General features: G+C 67.1%; 18 protein-coding genes. 14 read left to right on the plus strand and 4 right to left on the minus strand.

Going from position 1 to position 20,424, the window contains the following annotated elements; genetic code table 11:
* Nucleotides 1–507: circularly permuted type 2 ATP-grasp protein (locus tag U4Y91_RS05065; RefSeq protein WP_321804383.1), on the minus strand; the 507-nt coding region annotated here is incomplete at its 3' end.
* A gap of 738 nt (nucleotides 508–1,245) precedes the next feature.
* Between U4Y91_RS05065 and U4Y91_RS05070 the strand changes: the two genes are divergently transcribed.
* From U4Y91_RS05070 to U4Y91_RS05115, 10 genes are all read left to right on the plus strand, one after another.
* Nucleotides 1,246–2,241 (plus strand): LysR substrate-binding domain-containing protein, encoded by a 996-nt coding sequence (locus U4Y91_RS05070; protein ID WP_321803795.1) that lies wholly within the window; start codon nucleotides 1,246–1,248, stop codon nucleotides 2,239–2,241.
* Nucleotides 2,242–2,938: 697 nt separating this feature from the next.
* On the plus strand, nucleotides 2,939–3,367 hold the full coding sequence (locus U4Y91_RS05075; RefSeq protein WP_321803797.1) for a hypothetical protein: 429 nt from the start codon (nucleotides 2,939–2,941) through the stop codon (nucleotides 3,365–3,367).
* A 72-nt stretch (nucleotides 3,368–3,439) separates the two neighbouring features.
* The gene (locus U4Y91_RS05080; RefSeq protein WP_321803799.1) at nucleotides 3,440–4,201 is read left to right on the plus strand and encodes a hypothetical protein; all 762 of its coding nucleotides are present in this window, start codon (nucleotides 3,440–3,442) and stop codon (nucleotides 4,199–4,201) included.
* A 104-nt stretch (nucleotides 4,202–4,305) separates the two neighbouring features.
* Nucleotides 4,306–7,245, plus strand: coding sequence for a poly-beta-1,6 N-acetyl-D-glucosamine export porin PgaA (gene pgaA, locus U4Y91_RS05085; RefSeq protein ID WP_321803801.1), 2,940 nt, complete (start codon nucleotides 4,306–4,308; stop codon nucleotides 7,243–7,245).
* Nucleotides 7,246–7,260: 15 nt separating this feature from the next.
* Complete coding sequence (gene pgaB / locus U4Y91_RS05090) at nucleotides 7,261–9,354, plus strand: poly-beta-1,6-N-acetyl-D-glucosamine N-deacetylase PgaB (RefSeq protein ID WP_321803802.1); 2,094 nt, start codon at nucleotides 7,261–7,263, stop codon at nucleotides 9,352–9,354.
* Nucleotides 9,351–10,622: a poly-beta-1,6-N-acetyl-D-glucosamine synthase gene (gene pgaC, locus U4Y91_RS05095; protein WP_321803804.1), complete on the plus strand. Its 1,272-nt coding sequence runs from the start codon at nucleotides 9,351–9,353 to the stop codon at nucleotides 10,620–10,622. The genes pgaB and pgaC overlap by 4 nt, the downstream gene beginning before the upstream one ends.
* The gene (locus tag U4Y91_RS05100) at nucleotides 10,600–11,088 is read left to right on the plus strand and encodes a Biofilm PGA synthesis auxiliary protein PgaD (protein ID WP_321803806.1); all 489 of its coding nucleotides are present in this window, start codon (nucleotides 10,600–10,602) and stop codon (nucleotides 11,086–11,088) included. Before pgaC ends, U4Y91_RS05100 begins: the two co-directional genes overlap by 23 nt.
* A 130-nt stretch (nucleotides 11,089–11,218) precedes the next feature.
* A complete protein-coding gene (gene glmS, locus U4Y91_RS05105; RefSeq protein WP_321803808.1) occupies nucleotides 11,219–13,042 on the plus strand; it encodes a glutamine--fructose-6-phosphate transaminase (isomerizing) in 1,824 nt (607 codons plus the stop codon).
* A complete protein-coding gene (locus tag U4Y91_RS05110) occupies nucleotides 13,042–14,349 on the plus strand; it encodes a hypothetical protein (protein WP_321804385.1) in 1,308 nt (435 codons plus the stop codon). The genes glmS and U4Y91_RS05110 overlap by 1 nt, the downstream gene beginning before the upstream one ends.
* 292 nt (nucleotides 14,350–14,641) lie before the next feature.
* Complete coding sequence (locus tag U4Y91_RS05115) at nucleotides 14,642–15,478, plus strand: c-type cytochrome (protein WP_321803809.1); 837 nt, start codon at nucleotides 14,642–14,644, stop codon at nucleotides 15,476–15,478.
* A gap of 21 nt (nucleotides 15,479–15,499) precedes the next feature.
* Here the strand turns inward: U4Y91_RS05115 and U4Y91_RS05120 are convergent, their stop codons facing one another.
* Genes U4Y91_RS05120 through U4Y91_RS05130 form a run of 3 tightly spaced genes read right to left on the minus strand, consistent with a single transcriptional unit; the run spans nucleotide 15,500 to nucleotide 18,472 of the window.
* Nucleotides 15,500–16,756 (minus strand): Zn-dependent hydrolase, encoded by a 1,257-nt coding sequence (locus tag U4Y91_RS05120; protein ID WP_321803811.1) that lies wholly within the window; start codon nucleotides 16,754–16,756, stop codon nucleotides 15,500–15,502.
* Complete coding sequence (locus U4Y91_RS05125) at nucleotides 16,749–17,288, minus strand: L-2-amino-thiazoline-4-carboxylic acid hydrolase (protein ID WP_321803813.1); 540 nt, start codon at nucleotides 17,286–17,288, stop codon at nucleotides 16,749–16,751. The genes U4Y91_RS05120 and U4Y91_RS05125 overlap by 8 nt, the downstream gene beginning before the upstream one ends.
* A gap of 17 nt (nucleotides 17,289–17,305) precedes the next feature.
* Nucleotides 17,306–18,472: a branched-chain amino acid ABC transporter substrate-binding protein gene (locus U4Y91_RS05130; protein ID WP_321803814.1), complete on the minus strand. Its 1,167-nt coding sequence runs from the start codon at nucleotides 18,470–18,472 to the stop codon at nucleotides 17,306–17,308.
* 178 nt (nucleotides 18,473–18,650) lie between these two features.
* Between U4Y91_RS05130 and U4Y91_RS05135 the strand changes: the two genes are divergently transcribed.
* The 4 genes from U4Y91_RS05135 (at nucleotide 18,651) to U4Y91_RS05150 (ending at nucleotide 20,409) form a co-directional block, all read left to right on the plus strand.
* Complete coding sequence (locus U4Y91_RS05135) at nucleotides 18,651–19,544, plus strand: LysR substrate-binding domain-containing protein (protein ID WP_321803816.1); 894 nt, start codon at nucleotides 18,651–18,653, stop codon at nucleotides 19,542–19,544.
* Nucleotides 19,545–19,655: 111 nt separating this feature from the next.
* A complete protein-coding gene (locus U4Y91_RS05140; protein ID WP_044843958.1) occupies nucleotides 19,656–19,874 on the plus strand; it encodes a ribbon-helix-helix protein, CopG family in 219 nt (72 codons plus the stop codon).
* Nucleotides 19,868–20,050 (plus strand): hypothetical protein, encoded by a 183-nt coding sequence (locus U4Y91_RS05145; RefSeq protein ID WP_321803818.1) that lies wholly within the window; start codon nucleotides 19,868–19,870, stop codon nucleotides 20,048–20,050. The genes U4Y91_RS05140 and U4Y91_RS05145 overlap by 7 nt, the downstream gene beginning before the upstream one ends.
* Nucleotides 20,044–20,409: a type II toxin-antitoxin system VapC family toxin gene (locus tag U4Y91_RS05150; RefSeq protein ID WP_257775354.1), complete on the plus strand. Its 366-nt coding sequence runs from the start codon at nucleotides 20,044–20,046 to the stop codon at nucleotides 20,407–20,409. The genes U4Y91_RS05145 and U4Y91_RS05150 overlap by 7 nt, the downstream gene beginning before the upstream one ends.
* Nucleotides 20,410–20,424: the final 15 nt, after the last annotated feature.

The raw sequence follows: 20,424 nt of genomic DNA on the forward strand, positions 1-20,424 counted from the left end.
GAGCACGTAGAACTGGTTCTCGGCGGTGCGCACGATGTCGACGCCGATGATGTGCGTGTAAACGTTGCCGGGCGGCCGGAAATCGATCATCTCCGGGATGAACGCCTCGTTGTGCGCGATCAGGTGCTTCGGCACGATGCCGGCGCGCACGATCTCCTGACGGTGATAGATGTCGTCGAGGAACGCGTTGAGCGCCATCACGCGCTGCTCGATGCCGAGCGACAGCCGGCTCCATTCCGCGCCCGAGATGATCCGCGGCACGATGTCGAACGGAATCAGGCGCTCGGCGGCCTGCGCGTCGCCGTACACGGCGAACGTGATGCCCGTCCTGCGGAACACGCCTTCCGCGTCGTGGGCCTTCTGGGCGAGGCTTGCAGGGTTCTGCGTGTCGAGCCACTGCTTGAGGCGCGCGTAAGGCGCCCTCACCATATCGCCGGATTGCAGCATTTCATCGAATGGCTTCATCGATCTTTTTCTCCATCGATCGTTTTCCCCGGCATTGCGCATGCCGGACCGGCGTACTAACTGCCTTGCAAGGAACGTGCCTTGCGATAACCCCTCAGGTCCCCCCTTTTTGTCGCGCGGCCGGCACGGCCCCGCAGCATGCCGCACCACGATGGTGCGACGCACGGCGCGAGACGCGCCAGCGGCGTGCCGTGCCCGTACATGGCCGCTGCTGCGCCGCGTCTGTGAAACATAGTTCCCCTGCGTGTCACGACTGTGCAAGCTGCACTGCACCAATACTTCCCCTGCCCGCACGCCTGACCGTTGCCGCGCTGCCGGCCGGCAGCGGCTCCGCGCCCGCGCCGGCACGGCTTCCCGCCGCCGTGCAGTCGACCGCGTCCCGCCACCTCCGCGCCCGGTCTTGCCGCATCGCAGCGAACCGCGACGCGGCGGCAGCAGCCCGTCGCGGCGGCCCGTCCTGCACCGCGGACGGGAATGGCGCCGCATCCTTCGGTTACCCGGGCGGAATAGCGGAAAGGCGGGCCGGCACGAGGCCGGCCCTGGGGGAAGTACCGTCTGCGGCGGGTCGGGCAGTTCGACGCGGTGAACTAACCGGTTAGCCGGGTCCGGCACCTCGAACTTATGCAGCCGTAATCCCGCCGACAACGCCCATGCATATTTCGACTGACACCGATCGAAAAAAAACATCGGCCCCCATGCGCGAGGCGCGGTACGCTACCAAACCGGTTCAGTGAAATGGTGCCGCCCCCCCGGCGCCGACTATAAACAGCGAAGATCAACATGGAAGCAAAGTGGCTGGAAGATTTCCTGAGCCTTGCGGATACCAAGAGCTTTTCCCGGGCCGCGCGTCATCGGCACCTCACGCAGTCGGCGTTCAGCCGACGCATCGCCGCGCTCGAAACGTGGATGGACGCGAAGCTGGTCGACCGCAGCATCAACCCGATCACGCTGACGCCGGCCGGGCAGATGTTCCGCGGCCTGGCCGCGGACATCCTGCGCAGCATGTATGCGGCACGCAACCTCGTGAACGGCTATGACCAGTTCGCGGCAAGCGACCAGGTGGTGCGCTTCGCGGTCGCGCATACGCTCGTGTTCACGCTGTTCCCCGAATGGCTCAAGCAGCTGAACGGCGAAGTCGGCCACGTGACCGCGCGCGTCAACGCGGTGAACGTGCCCGAAGGCGTGCAGCAGCTCGTCGAAGGTGAATGCGACCTGCTGCTCGGCTATCACCATCCGCAACTGCCGATCGTGCTCGATCCGAACCACTTCCCGTTCGTCACGCTCGGCGTCGAACGGATCCTGCCGGTGTCGACGCCCGACGCACGCGGCAAACCGGTATTCGAACTGCCGGGCACGCCGGACGCGCCGCTGCCGCTGCTCGCGTATTCGTCGGGCGCGTTCCTCGGGAACGTGGTCGAAATGCTGCTGCTGAACGCGGCCGAACCGTACGCGCTGCACCGGTGCTTCGAGACGCACATGTCCGAGGCGCTGAAGGGGATGGTCGTGGCCGGGCACGGGATCGGCTGGCTGCCCGAAAGCTGCGTGGCTAAGGAACTCGCGGATGGCTCGCTCGTCCGCGCGGGCTCGGCGGACTGGATCACCGAACTCGAGATTCGCCTGTACCGGTCCGCGCGCAAGCGCGGGCTCGCGGCCGAACAGCTGTGGACCTACATCATGAACCGGCCGCGCACCGCGGCCGACGGCGCGCGCGCGACCGACGAGTCGATCGCGCCGGCCGTGCGCATCGCGCGCCGCAGCGCCAGCGGCAGCCGATAGCGCCCCTCACCGTCTCTCATCTCTCGTCGCCCGACTCGCCAGCGCGCCGCGCGGATGCAATCCGCCCGGCGCGCCGGTATTCCACGTTCGCCATCGCCGCGCATTTTCCGATCCCGCTCTCTCTTCGATACGCGTTCCGTACCTCGATCAAACCTGAAAAAACAGCCAAACGTTTGCGAGCCGATTCGCATTTAATTTACATCGAAAATATCGACCCCGAATAAATTTCCGATTCATACGACAGAAATACCCTGTTACAGAACAAATTAAAAGTTTCTCTTTTCATGTGATGGCATTTTCACCAATAAAGCCATATCCCCTCTTTCGATTCCCCTGACCTGAACTCCGAAATTCACCGCAACGCCTCGATGAAAGAGGCAAGTCTTCCTTTTATCAGTCGTTACTTTTCGGTACAAACGTCGGTACCACTTACGTCGGAAATTTGCGAAATGGTCATCACTACCGATGAGCAAATTTCATATTCGGCAATATCGCCTTTGTTCAGCACTGATCCATTTCGTCAAATTATTGCCAATCCTATTTAAATAAGACATTTAAAGCTTGTCCCATTCGGGCCACACACGATTGTTTGTTCGAAACCCATCGTGTATCAATAGCGTTGTCGCAAAAAGAAATAGCGCCGCTAATTTTCAAATCGGAATAAATGCGTTGCCAGCGATTCCGGATGGAGGTTGCAATGTCTTCCTCGTTTGAACAGCGTGGTCGCCGGCTCCTCGGCATTGTCGTATCCGCGCTCTGCATCCATGCCGCGGCCCAAACCCAAAACCAGGCCCCGACACCCTCGTCCGATACCGGCTCCGGGCGATACGTGATTTCGTACATCTGCGGCGACGCGCGAATCGACGGTACGGCGCCGCTTCCCCCCGATGGCCGTCCGTACAACCTCGGCGTGTCGTTCGTATCGAGCGCCACCGGGCAACCGCTGTCGAACGTGCAGGTGCGGCTGCGACGGCACGGACGCGTCCTCGTCGAATTCAACGCGACGGGTTCGCGCTGTCTGTTCAGCGTGCCCGATGCAAGTTACCGGGTCGAAGGGACTTATCAGGGAGCCACCCAGTTCGCGGTCGTCGAAACCGGCGCACTCACCACGCAGTTGCGGTGGTGAACGTCAGTCGAATCCGCGCGCCGAGGGCGCGCACCCGCGTCATGCACTGCAATCCATCGAGAGGAGGATCGAATGACTCGTGCAGAACGACCGGACGGCGCGCCCGTCCGTCGGCCGAAGCCCTCCTGGGGACCGGGAAAGAATGCGGCGCTCAGCGTCGTTGCATTTGCCGCGATCTTCGGCGCCTTCGCGTACCTCGAGCGGGACGTGGTGGGGGGCAGCCATGCAACCGTGACGCACGACATCGCCGGCTTGATCAGCACCACCGTCGGGAAGTATCGCCAGGCCATCGTGGCCGCGACGGCCGACGCCTCCCGCGCGGCGTCGACGGTCGCGCAGGCCGAGCCGGTTACGCCTTCCGTACCGGGTACGCCGTTTGCGTCAGCAATGCCTGCCGGGTCGGCCGCGACCGCCCCGGCCGTGCCGCCACAACCGACCGCCCGCTCCGCCGCGAAACACACGCGCCCCGCGCATGTGCCGACCGCGACGCTCGCGGCCAGCGCACACGCCGCATCGGCCAGCGGTCGCGCGGCACGCCCCGCTGACACGCACCGGACGTCGCGTTCGCTGGCGCTGGCACGCACGAGACAACACACCGAGCCCACGCCGAAACGGCAACCGCAGTCGGATATCGCCGACACGACGCACATGGAGACCACCAGCGTCACGCGCGACGAGATGGAAGGCGCCCGCGCCCTCGCCAGGGCGCGCTGGTGCGCACGGATCGACGAATGGACCTGCGTCGAGCACAACGCGAGCCGGGCCCTCGCCATCGACCCGAAGAACAGCGAATCGCGCGCGCTGCTTGGACAAGCGATCCGCAACCGCCTGTGAAGCGGCCGGACGCTGCCGGGCCTCGCTGCCCGGCAGCACGACGACCGGCGACGCGCGTCGTCGGGCGTGCAACCGATGTGATCGTTTCAGAGTGAGGAGACATCGTGGCTAACAATCGTCAACAACAATGCACCACCGTCGCTCCGCCCAACCGGCGGATCCTCCTGCATGCGCCCTTGCTGTTGCTGCTCATCGCGTCCGGCTCCTGTCTTGCCGCCGAAGGCGACGCGGAACCGGGCAGTGCGAGGGAAATCGCAGGGACCCACGGCGCGCCGGATGTGCTGCCGCCCGGCATGCAGCCGACGGCGGCGTCGATGCGGCTCGCCCAGGGTCCGGACACCCTGCCCCCGCATGCGCCGACGCCGATCGCGCAGGCATCGGATACGTCGATGCAGATCGCGCAGGCGTCGAACCCGCAGCCGCAGGCGATGCCGACCACGGTCGTGGTGGAGCCGAGTGAACCGGCGCCGGACGCGCGATCGTCGAATGCGCAGGCACCGGAGGCTCAGGCGTCGAATGCGCCGACGCAGCAGCTTGCCCAGGCATCCGACACCGCGTCGCCGAATACATCGGCACCCGCCGCACAAACGTCGGATGCACCTATGTCGCTTGCCCAGGCACCCGACACCGCGCCGCCGAATACATCGACACCAGCCGCGCAATCGTCGGATGCTTCAATCCCGCTTGCCCAGGCGCCCGACACTGCGTCGCCGAATACGTCGGCACCAGTCGCGCAATCGTCGGATGCTTCAATCCCGCTTGCCCAGGCGCCCGACACCGCGCCGCCGAATACGTCGGCACCAGTCGCGCAATCGTCGGATGCTCCAATGTCGCTTGCCCAGGCACCCGACACCGCGCCGCCGAATACATCGGCTCCAGCCGCGCATGCATCGGACGCGCCGATCCAGCCCGCACCGGCCGCGGCCGCCGCATCGCCGAATGCCCCGACGACACCGACGCAAACCGCGCAGGCATCCGGCACCCCCATGCCGAACTCGCCTGCGCCGGTTACCCAGACGCCCGGCACGCAGCAGCCGTCGTCGCAGGCACCGAATTCGCAGACGCCCGGCGCCCAGCTACCCGGCGAATCGATCCAGCGATCGCAAGGCCCCGACGTCGAAACACCGAATGCCCGGATGCCGAATCTCCGTACCGCCGATGTCGCGACCGTGCGCAACGACGTGTTCGGCCTCGCGGCGAGCGGCGGCGCGATCCAGGCGCTCGAAGAAGCGAAGGCACGACCCGATGCGTTCTCCGCCGTCGACGTCGCGCAGCTGGAAGAACTGTCGATACGCCAGCAGGTGCGCGGCGGACGCGACAAGTCGCGCTCGATGACGAGTCCGGACCGCTTCGACGGGATCGACAACGCGCTGCGCGCAGCCGACGACCTCGACAAGCGGATGCCGGCCACGCCCGACTATGCGCCGGTCAGGACGGCGCTCGCGGGCGACCGCACGGTCGCCCTCGCGGCACGCGGCGACATGAAGCCGGCCGTCGCGACGTTCGAGACGATCCCGGCCAACGCGGAGATCTCGATCGACGCGCTGGCGGCGGTTGGCGACGCCTACCTTTACCTGAGCGAACCGGCCAAGGCGAACGGCGTGTACCAGCGTGCGCTGAACCAGGCGACCGCGTCGCCTACGGACCGCGCGACCCGCGGCTTCCAGTATGGCGCCCGCACGCGTCCGATCGAACTTCGCGAAGGGCTGTTCTGGTCGTATGTCGACCAGGCACGCGCGGCGGACGCGAAGCAGGTGCTCGACGACATGGGCAAGTCCCTGCCGCCGGTCAACGAAGTGCGCAACGTCGGTCCGGAAGAAAGCGACTATCTGCGCTACTACCGGCTGCGCGCGCAATACCTGATCTTCACGGGTCACACCGACGAGGGGATCGCCGCGCTGGAACAGCTCGAGAAGGAGGTGCCGTTCAACGCGGAGGTCCGTGCCGCGCACGCCGACGCGGTATCCGGCCAGTCGCACCCCCGCCAGGCGATCGCGATGTATCGCGCATCGCTGACCGACCACCCGGACAGCGTCGAGATGCTCGCCGGCCTCGGCCGCGCGGCGCTGACGGCAGACGACTACGCAACCGCGAAGAACGTCGACCAGACCCTCGACAACACGTTCCCGGACAGCGGCGCCGTGCGCGGCTTCAAGCGCGACTACAAGGCATACCGCAGCCCCGTGTTCACGACCGACCTGAGCTTCGAGCACGGCAACAGCGCGCTGGCCGACAACAGCTTCACGTCGGACAGCTATGTGTATTCGCAACCGTTCGGCGACAACTGGCGCGTCTTCTCGCATACGTTCTTCGGCCATGCGCAAACCGATTCCGGCAGCGTCAGCCGCACGCGCACGGGCATCGGCGGCGACTACCGGCACGGGCCGCTCACCGTGCTGGGCGAAGTCACGCGCTCGTTCGGCGGGGACGGCCGAACCGGCGGCCGCGGGACGATCGCGTACGCGCTGAACGACTACTGGACGGTCAGCGCCGGCCTCGACAGCAACGACAACTCGCTGCCGTGGAAGGCGTATGCCGCGCATATCTGGGGCCGCTCCGCGAACGCCTCGGTCGTGTATCGCCAGAACGACCGCCGCGAGGTCAAGCTGAGCTACGGCGTAAGCCGCTACAGCGATTCGAACCTGCACCAGGAAATCACGGCAATCGCCACGCAGCGTGTGTACACGTCCGCCAAGCAGCTCGTCAACGTCTCGCTGGATCTCGGCACCGACAGCAACACGCGCCGGGACGCGCCCTACTTCAGCCCGGGCCGCGACTATGCGGCCGCGGCGACCGTCATGCACCAGCTGACGCTGTGGAAGAAGGGCGACATGGCGCTGCAGCAGCGCGTCTCGGCGTCGGGCGGCGTGTACAACGAGCGCGGCTTCGGCACCAGCCCGCTGTGGAGCGCGCGCCTCGAGCACGCGTGGACGTTCAAGCACGACATCACGCTGAGCTATGGCGTCGAGATCAGCAGCCACGCGTACGACGGCCAGCGCGAGCGCTCCGAAACCGGCTTCCTGTCGCTCAACCTGCCGTTCTAGCAAGGAGATCGCGCAATGCAAACCAGACGGACCTTCATGTGCGGATGCCTCGGCACGTTCACCGCCTGTTCGCTGTTCCCGGGTGTGACGAACGCCAAGATGATCGACCTGCTGCCGCCATCCGATCCGGCCGACGGCAAGACGTTTCGCGTCATCTGCCTGCATGACGTGCGCGACAACCTGATGCAGTCGTTCAAGCCCCCGTCGGCACTGATCGATCCGTTCGCGGTCGATACCGGCACGCTGACCGCGATCTTCTCGTGGCTGCAGACCAACAATTACCACACCATCACGGTCAAGCAGATCGAGGCGTCCCGGCACGGCGGCAAGCCGCTGCCGCCGCGCGCCGTGCTGCTCACGTTCGACGACGGCTTTCGCAGCCACTACACGAAAGTGCTGCCGCTGCTCGAGCGCTTCAAGTATCCGGCCGTGATGGGCATCGTCACCGCGTGGATCGATGCGCCGCCGAACGCGCCGATCCGCATCAGCGACAAGGTCCAGGTGCCGCGCGACTACTTCCTGTCGTGGGACGAGGTGAAAAAGCTCGGCCAGTCGGACCTCGTCGAGCTCGGCTGCCATACCCACAACCTCCATCACGGCGCGATCGCGAATCCGCAAGGCAACGAGTTGCCGGCGACCACGTCGCACCTGTACCTGCAAGACCAGAAACGCTATGAAACCGACGCCGAATTCCACGCACGCGTGCACGACGACCTGCAGACGTGCGTGCGGCAGATCCGCGAACACACAGGCATCGTTGCACGCTCGATGGTGTGGCCATACGGCGCGGAAAACCAGCCCGTGCGCCAGATATCGACGTCGCTCGGCATGGACATCCAGTTCAGCCTCGATGCCGGCCCGAATACGCCGGACGTGCCGCTGGACCGGCTGAGACGGATCCTGATGATGTACGACGTCGACATCGGCGGCTTCGAACGCTCGATGCGCGAGCCGGCCTCCAACCGCGGCGACGTCGACGTGCCCGAGCGCACCGTGCAGGTCGATCTCGACCAGGTCTACGATCCGGATCCCGCGCGGCAGGAAGCGAATCTCGGCAAGCTGATCGAACGCATCTACCGGATGCAGCCGAAATCGGTGTACCTGCAGGCGTATGCCGACCCGAAAGGCACGGGCGTGGCCGAAGCGGTGTATTTCCCGAACCGGCACCTGCCGATGCGCGCCGACCTGTTCTCGCGCGCCGCGTGGCAGCTCAACACGCGCTCCAACGTGCAGGTGTACGCGTGGATGCCGGTGCTCGCGTTCCGGCCGCCGCCGGACAAGCAGCGCGGGCTCGAGGCCGTCAGCGCATTCGGCGGCGCGCCGACCCGCGAGAACGGCACGCGCGTGTTCCGGCTGAGTCCGTTCGATCCGGATGCGCGGCTGATGATCCAGCAGATCTACGAGGATCTCAGCAAGCACGCGTCGTTCAGCGGCATCCTGTTCGGCGACGACGCCGTGCTCGACGACTACGAGGATGCGGGCCGGCATGCGCTGCGCACCTATTCGCAGTGGGGGCTGCCGGCCGACGTCGGCAAGATCCGCGAAAACCCCGACCTGTTGAAACGCTGGACGCGCCAGAAGTCGCGCTACCTGATCGACCTGACCCGCCAGCTCGAACAGATCGTGCTGGCCCACCAGAACGTGGGCGACGTGCTGACCGCACGCAACATCTATGCGCTGCCGGTGCTGAAGCCCGAATCGGAAGCGTGGTACGCGCAGAACTACGACGATTTCCTCGCCACCTACGACTACGTCGCGCTGATGGCGATGCCGTACATGGAGCAGGCGAAGGATCCCGAGGGCTGGCTGGACCAGCTCGTGCGGGCCGTCCGCGCCAAGCAGCGCGGGCTGCAGCGCACCGTGTTCGAACTGCAGTCGTACGACTGGCACACGCAGAAGCAAGTGCCGGCGGGCACGCTGCTTGCGCAAATGCGACGACTGCGCAGCGAGGGCGCCGTGAATTTCGGCTATTACCCGGACAACTTCCTGAACGGCCAGCCGGAACTCGACGTGATGCGCGACGTGATGTCGCTGAAGTCGCGCCTCGATCCGACCTCCATCAACGCGCTGATGCAGATGCAGCATGCACAGGGGACCAAGACGCCATGAACACCCACGGCATCATCCAGCGCCTGCAGGACTTCGTCTTCTACTATCCGTTCTTCATGTCGTATCTGTGGATGATCGGTGGCGTCGTCCATTACTTCCTGCTCGAGGAAGGCCGCGAGCTGTCGACGCGCACGATCGCCGCGAGCGGCATCCCGAAGATCTCGATCGTCGTGCCGTGCTTCAACGAGGCCGCCAACGCGCGCAGCGTGATCCGCCACCTCAACGCGATGGACTACCCGAACTACGACATCATCGCGGTCAACGACGGCAGCCGGGACCGCACGGGCGACATCCTCAACGAGTTGGCCGTCGAGATCCCGCGGCTGCTTGTCATCCATCACGCGCGCAACGAAGGCAAGGCGGTCGGGCTCACCACCGCGGCGGCGGTATCGAACGCGGAATACCTGCTCTGCATCGACGGCGATGCGCTGCTCGCGCATGACGCGATCGGCTGGATGCTCGAGCACTTCCTGACCGACCCGGGCGTCGGCGCGGTCACCGGCAACCCGCGCATCCGCACGCGCACGTCGCTGCTGGGACGCATGCAGGTCGGCGAATTCTCGTCGATCGTTGGCCTGATCAAGCGCACCCAGCAGGTGTACGGCCGCATCTTCACGGTGTCGGGCGTGATCACGATGTTCCGCAAGACCGCGCTCGCCGACGTCGGCTACTGGAGCTCGGACATGCTGACCGAGGACATCGACATCAGCTGGAAGCTGCAGTGCCGCGACTGGCGCGTCGTGTACGAGCCGCACGCGCTCAGCTGGATCCTGATGCCCGAGACGCTGAAGGGTCTCTACCGGCAGCGATTGCGCTGGGCGAAAGGCGGCATCCAGGTGCTGATCAAGTACGCGGGCACGCTCGCGCGGCCGACCCAGATGATGATGTGGCCGCTGTTCATCGAGTACCTGATCGGCATCACATGGGCCTATTCGATGTCGTTCATCCTGCTGCTCGCGCTCGTCGACGTCGTCTACCCGCTTCCGCCCGACTGGCATGTGTCCGTGGTGCCGCACTGGCACGGGATGCTGCTGGTCGCAACCTGCATCCTGCAGCTGATCATCGGCAGCATGATCGATCGTCGCTACGACGAAAAACTCCTGATGTATTTCCTTGACACCGTCTGGTACCCCGTCGCGTTCTGGCTGATCAGCATGATCACCACCGTCGTCGCCCTGCCCGCCGTCGTACTGCGGGGCCGCGGCAAGCGCGCCGTCTGGGTCAGTCCCGACCGAGGCATTCAACATGAAGAACGCGCCGATTATTGACCTTTCCCTGCGCGCGCCGCGCGAAATGATCGCCGAGCGCGGCGTCATCGTCGGGCCCGTGCTCGTCGCATGGTTCCGCCTCGTGCGGCCCGCGCTGGTCGGAGGAGTATGGGCATCGATCTGCATCTACACGTACCGCTACCTGCTGCCGTTCAACGAGGCCGAGATGCCGATCGAGCAGATCGTGTTCTACGTGACGAGCATCGCGCTGATCGCCGGCACGATCGTCACGTGGCTGATCGCGGGACGCGTCGTGCATCCGCTCGCGTACCGGTTGCGCGTGTCGAAGATGCTGCGGCGCTCGGCCAGCGTGAAGATGCGCTCGGTGCCGCCGACCGCGCTCGCGGGCACCCGCCGGCGCGGCGCGCGGCGCACGACGCGCATTCTCGTCGCGTCGCACGATGCGAACGGCTCGATCTCGGGCATCGAATGGATCGCGCATGCGGGACCGCAGCCCCGCGAGTAGGTCGCCGGCGCCGTGCCGCGACGCACTGCGCACGACGCTCGACGCACGCCGCATGACGCGACGGCGCTCCTGAAATCGTGCTGGCGCGCGTCGCGCGCCGGCCGGAAACTTCCTGTTGACGAGGTGAATCATGTGCGGAATCGTCGGAGCAAGCGGCCTGAAAAATCAGGTCCCGCAACTGGTCAATGCGCTGAGCCGGCTCGAATATCGCGGCTACGATTCGTGCGGCATCGCCGTGCTGCGTGACGGCTGCCTGCGCAGCGAACGCACGTTGCGGCGCGTGGCAGACCTGCAGGACCGCGTGCTGACGCTCGGTCTCGAAGCGCAGACGTGCATCGCGCACACGCGCTGGGCAACGCACGGCGCACCGTCGGAAATGAACGCGCACCCGATCATGTCGGGCGACACGATCGCGGTCGTGCACAACGGCATCATCGAAAACCACGATGCGCTGCGCGCCGAACTGCGGGAGCGCGGCTATACGTTTCGCGGCGAGACCGACACCGAGGTGATTGCGCACCTGATCCACAGCGTGTATCGCGACGACCTGTTCGATGCCGTGATTCGCGCGGTCAAGCGGCTGCACGGCGCGTACGCGATCGCCGTGCTGAGCGCGCGCGAGCCGCAGCGGCTCGTCGCCGCGCGCGCGGGCTCGCCGCTCGTGATCGGCATCGGCGCGGACCAGAACTATCTCGCGTCCGATTGCGCGGCACTCGGCGACCTGACCGACCGTTTCGTCTACCTGGAAGACGGTGACGTTGCGCTGATCACGCCGGAGCGGATCGCCGTGGTCGATGCGATCGGGAGCGAGGCACAGCGTCCGCTGTGCCTCGTCAAGGCGCGCGACGACGACGCCGCGCTCGGCCCGTACCAGCACTTCATGCAGAAAGAGATCTTCGAACAGCCGAAGGCGATCGCCGCCACGATCGCCGGCATCGACACGGTCTCGCCCGCGCTGTTCGGCGGCAGCGACAGCACGCGTGCGCTGCTGTCGAAGACCCGAAGCGTGCTGCTGCTCGGCTGCGGCACCAGCTACTACGCGGGCCTGACCGCGAAATACTGGCTCGAGGGCATCGCGGGCATCCCGGCTCAGGTCGAGATCGCGAGCGAATACCGCTATCGCGATACCGTGCCCGATCCGCGCACGCTCGTCGTCGGCATTTCGCAGTCCGGCGAGACCGCCGACACGATCGGCGCGATCGAGCGCGCGCGCGCGATGGGCCAGGATATGTCGATGGCGATCTGCAACGTGGCAACGAGTTCGATCGCGCGCAGCGCGCCGCTCAGCTTCCTGACACGCGCCGGCATCGAGCTCGGCGTCGCATCGACCAAGGCGTTCACGACCCAGCTCGTCGCGCTGTTCCTGCTGACGCTCGCGCTCGCGCAGCAGCGCGGCCGGCTCGACGCCGCGCAGGTCGCGATGCACCTGAAGCAGCTGCACGAACTGCCGGACCGCATCGGCCACGCACTCGCGCTGGAAACGCAGATCATGGGCTGGGCCGCGAAGTTCGCGCGCACCGAGAACGCGCTGTTCCTCGGGCGCGGCATTCACTATCCGATCGCGCTCGAAGGCGCGCTGAAGCTCAAGGAAGTGTCGTACATCCATGCGGAAGGCTATCCGGCCGGCGAACTGAAGCATGGCCCGCTCGCGCTCGTCACGAGCGCGATGCCGGTCGTCACGATCGCGCCGGACGACCGACTGTTCCAGAAGCTGAAGTCCAACATGGCCGAGGTACGCGCGCGCGGCGGACGGCTGTACGTGCTCGCCGGCCATCATCTCGAGATCGACGCCGACCGCGACACGCACCTGATCCGCGTGCGCGAATCGGGCGACGCGCTGTCGCCGATCGTCAACGTGATCCCGTTGCAGCTGCTTGCGTATCACGTCGGCTGCGCGCGCGGCGCCGACGTCGACAAGCCGCGCAATCTCGCGAAATCGGTCACCGTCGAATGATGCGGCGGCCGGTCGCGGCGCAGGTCGCCACCGCGCGCCTGCATGCGTTCGGGCGCGCCGCCGCGTGGCGCGTTGCGACCGTGCTCTGCGGCGCGTGCTGCGCCTTCGCCGCGCCGTCGCGCGCGCTTGCTGGCGCGCCGGTCGTGCACACCGTTACCGTGGAGGCGCCCGCGTCGCCGCAGTCGCCGCAGGAGCGCGGCGACTCGCGGCGCTTCATGCACGGGATCGGCGTGGCCGACGCCGGCGACGGCCGGCGCTGGGTGTTCTTCAGCAGCTCGGGCATCGTGCCGCGCGGCGCACTGCGCAACGGCGACTGGCCGCATGACGTGTACGTCGGCGAATGGCTGCCGGGCAAGCCGCACCTGCTGCGCGTCCATACGTTCATCAGCCGCCCGGAAGCGCAGGAGCCCGTGTCGATCGCGCAGAACCCGCGCGGCGACATCTTCGTCACGTTCGAGGACGGCTGGAACACGCCGCAGGTGGTCAGCCAGCGATACGGCGTCTATCGGCGCGACCTGAAGCCGGTCAAGCCCTACCCGAACGACGTCGAAGCAGGCGGCCACTCGGGCCACGTCGCCGCGGTGGGCGAACGCTTCGTCGTGTTCTATTCCGCCGACTGGATCGACGGCGGCGGCATCGACAACCTCGGCACCGGCAACGGCGTCTACGTGAAAACCTACGATGCCGAAGGACGCGTGGTGAACCATGTGCCGGTCGCGCCGCACCGCCGCGAATGGTGGCCCGTGGTCGCGGGTTCGCCGCGGCGCGCGCTGCTGGTCTGGCAAAAATACATCGAGGGCAGCACGGACGCGACGCTCGAATACGCGATGTTCGATCCGGTCACCGCGAAACTCGACATGCTCGGGCCGCTGAACGACACGATCCAGTACTACGTCTATTCGTCCGCGTATGTGCCGGCGGTCGACCGCTTCGTCGTCGTCACGACGACGGCGGACAATCGCGGCGTCGCGATGCTGATCGACCCGGACGGCCGTCGTCTGGCCACGCTCGACTGCCTGCCGGCGTCGGTGCGCGAGGCCGGGATCGGTGTCGACGGCACGCATGCCTATGTGCCGATCCGCGACGGGCGGCTGCTGACCCTGGCGCTTTCGCCGACGGGCATGTCGGTGAGCGGCGTGCAGCGTTCGCCGATTCCGTGGGGCTCGACCGGCATCGCCGGGTTCCCGGCACGCGGCGGGACGATGCATTTCGTGTCGCTGACGCCGTCCGGCGCACGCGAAGCGGATTTCGACACGACACGGGAAACGCCGTTGCCGAAGGCCGACGCGCAGTGTCCGACGCATTGACGGCGACCCGGCACGTCGATCCGGCCCGACGCGATCGATCCAGGCGTTCGCGCCTTTGCCCGAATCGCACAGTGCGATCCCCCCCGCGCGCATCGGCCGCGCCCGTTAATCTCCCGTTAACCGCCCGGTAGTCGGGCTCGCAGCGGCAGCCCGGCCCGACTCCTCGTGCCGACCCCGCTCCCGCGCCGAAGTCGCCAGCGCTGCCCGTACCGGATAGACTGTCGCCCGATTCCATCCCTCGGCCGCGGCGCTCGCCTTTCTGCCGCCGCCGGAACGCCCCCACGGAGAACGAATGCTGAAGCGCCGGTGGTTTTCGCTGTTGCTGGTGACGGTGTGCCTGATCGCGACGCGTGCGTCCGCCCAGGGCTCGCTCGAACTCGAAACCGACGGCACGCCTCGTGTCGTGACGCGCCAGGCGCTGCTCGTGCGCGCCGACGCGACGGACATCCACGTGCCGCGCGACATCGCGTACGGCCGGCCGATGACGTTCCGCGCGGTACCGTTCGCCGCCCTGCTCGGCGACACGCAGCTGCCGGCCGACGGCGTGCTCGAAACGCGCGCGGCCGACGGTTTCGCCGCGCAACTGCCGCTGGACCTCGCGCGCCGCCGTGCGCCGGCCGGCGCCGTCGCGTGGCTCGCGATCGAGGACCCCGCGCACCCGTGGCCGAAGCTGCCGGGCAAGCAGGTCAGCGCGGGGCCGTTCTATCTCGTGTGGCTGGGGCCGGACGCGTCGTCGGTGCGCGGCGAGCAGTGGCCGTATCAGATCGTGCGCGTCGCGATCGAATCGTCGCCGCTCGCGCGCTGGCCGTCGCTCGCCGTCGATCCGGCGTTGCCGGCGAACGATCCGGCCCGTGCGGGCCAGCGGCTGTTCGTCACGCAATGCCTCGCGTGCCACCGCCTCGACGGCGCGGGCAGCAGCCAGGCCGGCCCCGACCTGAACACGCCGATGAATCCGGTCGACTACTTCCAGCCGGCCGCGCTGCGCCGCTACATCCGCAACCCGGCAGCGGTGCGCGACTGGCCGGGCCGCGTGATGCCAGCGTTCCCGCCCGATCAGTTGAGCGACCGGGAACTCGACCAGATCGTCACCTACCTCGCGTACATGGCGCGGCGCAAAGCCGGCAAGTAAGCCGCGCCCGTCAGGTGCGCGTCAGGCGCCCGGTTCCTGCGCGCTTTGCAGCACCGCGCGCAGCAGCACGTCGGCGCCCGCCGCCGACCATTCCGGCGTGATCGCCTCGGCTTCGTTGTGGCTCAGCCCGTCGACGCACGGCACGAAGATCATGCCGGTCGGCGCGACGCGCGCGACGTAGCACGCGTCGTGGCCCGCGCCGGACACGATGTCCATGTGCGACAGCCCGAGCGCCTGCGCCGCATCGCGCACCGCGTCGATGCAGCGCGGCGCGAACGGCACCGGCGGGTACGTGAAGATCTGCTCGATCTGCGCGCCGAGCCCGGCGTCGGCCGCCACGCGCGCCAGTTCCGCACGCAGCACCGCGTCGAGTTCGTCGAGCACCGCATCGTCGGGATGGCGGAACTCGACCGTGAAGAAGCAGCCGCCCGGCACCGTGTTGCGCGAATTCGGCCGCGCCTCGATCATCCCGACCGTCGCGCGTGCGTGCGGCGCATGGCGGCGGCCGAGCGCATCGACGAATTCGATCATCCGCGCGGCGCCCACCAGCGTGTCGCGCCGGAATTCCATCGGCGTCGTGCCTGCGTGCGCGTCGACGCCCGTCAGCGTCACCTCGTACCAGCGCTGCCCCTGCCCGGCCGTCACGACGCCGATCGTCCTGCCCGCGCGTTCGAGAATCGCGCCCTGCTCGATATGCAGTTCGTAGGCTGCATGCACCGGATAGCCGCCGACCGGCTCGGTGCCTGCGTAGCCGATCCGCGCGAGTTCCTCGCCGATCGTCCTGCCCGCGCCGTCGGTGCGCGACAGCCCGTATTCGAGCGGATAGACGCCCGAGAACACGCCGGCCGAGATCATCGCCGGCGCGAAGCGCGAACCTTCCTCGTTGGTCCAGATCACGACGTCGATCGGGCGCTCGGTCTCGATGCCCGCGTCGTTCAGCGCGCGCACGACCTCGAGGCCGCCGAGCACGCCGTAGATGCCGTCGTAGCGGCCGCCCGTGGGCTGCGAATCGGCGTGCGAGCCAGTCATCACCGGCGCGGCGTCGGGATTGCGGCCCGCGCGGCGCGCGAACACGTTGCCCATCCGGTCCACCCGCACCGTGCAGCCGGCATCGCGTGCCCACTGCACGAACAGGTCGCGCGACTCGCGGTCGAGGTCGGTCAGCGCGAGGCGGCAGACGCCGCCCTTCGGCGTCGCGCCGATCTGCGCCATGCGTTCGAGCGATGCCCACAGGCGCGCGCCGTCGACGCGCGGTGCGGTCGCGAGGTCGTCACGCATTGCCGGCCTCCGGGGTGTCGTCGCGCGGCGCCGCCTGCAGCGCATAGCGGAAATCGCAGCGCTTGCCGCCCTGCATGATCGTGCTCGTGCGCGTCAGCGCGATGCGCGGGTCGTAACCCTCGATGAAATGGCTGTCGCGCGCGCAACTCAGCAGATGGCCGATCTCGCCGAGCCCCATCGCGTGATACATCTCCGCGTAGCTGCAGCGATGCACGTCGTAGTCGTAGTGCGTGTCGTCCGCGCGGCGCACCTCGACGTCGAGCGCATCGTCCTTCTCCCACAGCACCTGCAGCGCGATGAACGACTGCACGCTCGTGCCGTCGGGCTCCTGCGCGGCGAACGTGCGGCCCGCGTCGACGGCCGCGCCGCGCACGGCCTCCGCGATCACGGCCTGCGCGCGCTCGGTGCCGAATTCGCGCTTCATGATCTCGTAGATCGGCTTGATGATTTCCGCTTCGATGCGGCGCCGCGCGAGGATGCCGAGGCGCGTGTCCTCGGGTGCCGCCGCGGATGCGTGGGTGGTGTCGGTCATGGGGTTCGTCTCCGTCGTTATTTCGTTGCCGGGTGCGCGCCGCCGAGCACGTCGACGACGGTCCACTTGCCGCCGCGCACCTGGTAGATCGTGAATGCCGGGTCCTTCAGGTTGCCTTCGCTGTCGAACGCGACCCGGCCGGTCACGCCGGGCCGGTCGATCGCGCGCACGGCCGCGACCAGCTTCGCCGGCTGCGTCGTGCCGGCCTTTTGCGCGGCCGCGATCAGCGTGGCCGCCGCGTCGTACGCGAACGGCGCATGCAGTTCGATCGGCGCGTTGAAGCGTGCGCGGTACTGGGTGTCGAACGCCTTGCCGCCCGGCATCCGGTCGAGCGGCAGGCCCGGTTCGAGCGCCGTCACGCCGTCGCCGTCCTTGCCCGCGAGCGACAGGAAGGTCTGGCTCACGAAGCCGCCGGCGCCGAGCAGCGGCGCGTTCACGCCGAGCTGGCGCATCCGGCGCGCGATCGGCGCGGCCTGCGCGTCGAGCCCGCCGAAGAACACGAGATCCGCGCGCTTGCCCTTGACCGCGGTCAGCACGCCGCTGAAATCGGTCGTCTTGTCGTTCACGTACTGGCGATCGACGATCGTGCCGCCGTTCGCCTGCACGCCCTTGATGAACTGGTCGGCGAGGCCTGCGCCGAACGACGTGCGATCGTCGATCACCGCGATGCGCTTCGCCTTCAGCGTCTTCACCGCATAGGCGCCGGTGAAATTGCCGCCCGCATCGTCGTGACCCATGATGCGGAACGCCGTCGCGTAGCCCTGCTGCGTGTATTGGTGGCCGGTGGACGCCGGCGCGATCTGCGCAATGCCCGCATCGCGGTAGACGCGCGACGCCGGCACGCTGCAACCCGTGTTCCAGTGGCCGACGACGCCGATCACGTGCTGGTCGACGAGCTGCTGCGCGACCGCGACGGCCGTGCGCGGGTCGGATTGATCGTCGGCCGCGACGAGCTTGTAGACGACCGGCTTGCCGCCGATGCTCGGATGTTTCGCGTTCGCGTCGTCGATCGCGAGTTGCGCGCCGTTTTGCAGATCCTTGCCGATCCGCGCGGACGGGCCGGTGAGCGGCGCGGCGAGACCGATCAGGATCGTCTGCGGCGCGGACTGCGCGAACGCGGGAACGGCGGCGATCAGCGCGGCCGCGGAGAATGCGAAGCTGGCGGGAAGAAAGGCGATTTTCATGTGCGGGGGCTCGGGGACTCGAATCAAAACATGAAAAATATTAAATATTCAGCACTCTCACCTCAAATATTCAATTGTTGGATGCTTATGCCATTCCCGACACAATAGCGCAATCGCCTGTAAATAAAGGATATTTTTATGATGTCGCTTACCCTGATTTTTCGATAAAATTCGACACATGAAAAATATCGAACAATTGCCGCACGATCCGCCGTTACGCGCCGTCCGCGCGTTCGAGGCATTCGCGCGTCTCGGGTCGGTCACTGCGGCCGCGCACGAGCTCGACATCACGCCGTCCGCGGTCAGCCACCAGTTGCAACTGCTCGAGGCGTTCATCCAGACGCCGCTGACCGTGCGCGAAGGCCGGCTGCTCGCGCTCACCGACGAAGGGCGCGACTACTACCGCTCGATCAGCGCCGCGTTCTCGGTGCTGCGCAGCGCGACGCGCTTCGTGCGCGACCGGTCGTCGCTGCGGCAGATCACGATCAGCCTGATCCCGCTGCTCGGCATCGGCTGGTTCATCCCGCGGCTGCACGCGTTCCTCGCCGACAACACCGACGTCGACGTGACCGTGCTGTATGCGCATCACCGCAACTATCGAAGCGACGCGTCCGACCTGTCGATCCGCTTCGGCACCGGCGACTGGCCCGGCTACCGCTGCGAGCGGCTGCTGCCGGGCGCGATGGTGCCGATGTGCAGCCCGTCGTTCCTGAAGCGCCACGGGCCGTTCCGCACGCCGGCCGATCTCGCCCAGGCGCCGCTCGTGCACGACGAGGATCGCAGCACCTGGGTCAACTGGCTGCAGGGCGCCGGCGTGCGGCACGTGTCGCATGCGGTGGGGCCGATGTTCGAGGACGGGCAACTGACGCTGAGCGCGGCGCGCGCGGATCTCGGCGCGGCGCTGCTGCGCGCGCCGCTGGTCGAGCGCGAACTGGCCAGCGGCGAACTCGTGAAGCTGTTCGACCACGCGCTCGACGACGGACGCGACTACTACCTGTGCACGCGCGAGGATGCGGACATGCCGGACGGGGCGAGACGGCTCGCCGACTGGCTGAGGAAGATCGCCGCCTGAGCCGCCGTTCCGCCGCCTGCCGGCGGAACGGCGCGCTTGCCGGGCAAGTCGGTGACTTGCGGACGTCCGCACGTGTATATATGATATGCATATCATATATCGGAGGTTGCGATGAGCCGTATCCTGATCGATCTGTCGAATGGCCAGCTCGACGAACTGGCCGCCATCGTCGAGACTGAGCAACGCCCTCGCGCCGCGATCATTCGCGATGCGATCGACGCGTATATCGCGCAACACAAGCGCGCGCATGCCGATCACGTATTCGGCCTGTGGAAGGATCGCGCGGTCGACGGGCTCACCTATCAGGAGGCACTGCGTTCGGAATGGTAAAAGCACACATCGACACTCAAAGCGCGGCCAGGTATCCGGGCCGCGCGCTTCCGGCCGACGCCTGCCTCGTGCAGGTGCAGCAACGGCCGCCCCATGCCCACACCGTGTTCGGTCTCTGGAAAGCGCGTGCGCTCGACGGGCTCGCCTGGCAGGAGGCACTGCGCGCGGAATGGTAAGAGCCCTCTTCGATACCAACATCCTGATCGACTATCTCGGCGGCGCGGAGTCCGCGCGCGCGGAGCTGGCCCGCTACGACTACCGGGCGATCAGCATGGTGACCTGGATGGAAGTCATGGTCGGCGCGACGGCCGGCGACGATGCGGCAATTCGCGCATGGCTTTCGTCGTTCGACATCATCCCGCTCGACAGCATGGTGGCGAACCGCGCCGTAACGATTCGCAAGGAACGTCGCATTCGTCTGCCCGATGCGATCGTCTGGGCATCGGCGCAAGTGAACGGCCTGTTGCTCGTATCGCGCAACACGAAGGATTTTCCCGTCACCGAACCGGGCGTCCGCGCGCCGTATCAGATCTAGCGCGAGCGGCGTCCG

The sequence above is a fragment of the Burkholderia sp. BCC1993 genome (assembly GCF_905339865.1).
In the GTDB taxonomy this organism is placed as follows: domain Bacteria; phylum Pseudomonadota; class Gammaproteobacteria; order Burkholderiales; family Burkholderiaceae; genus Burkholderia.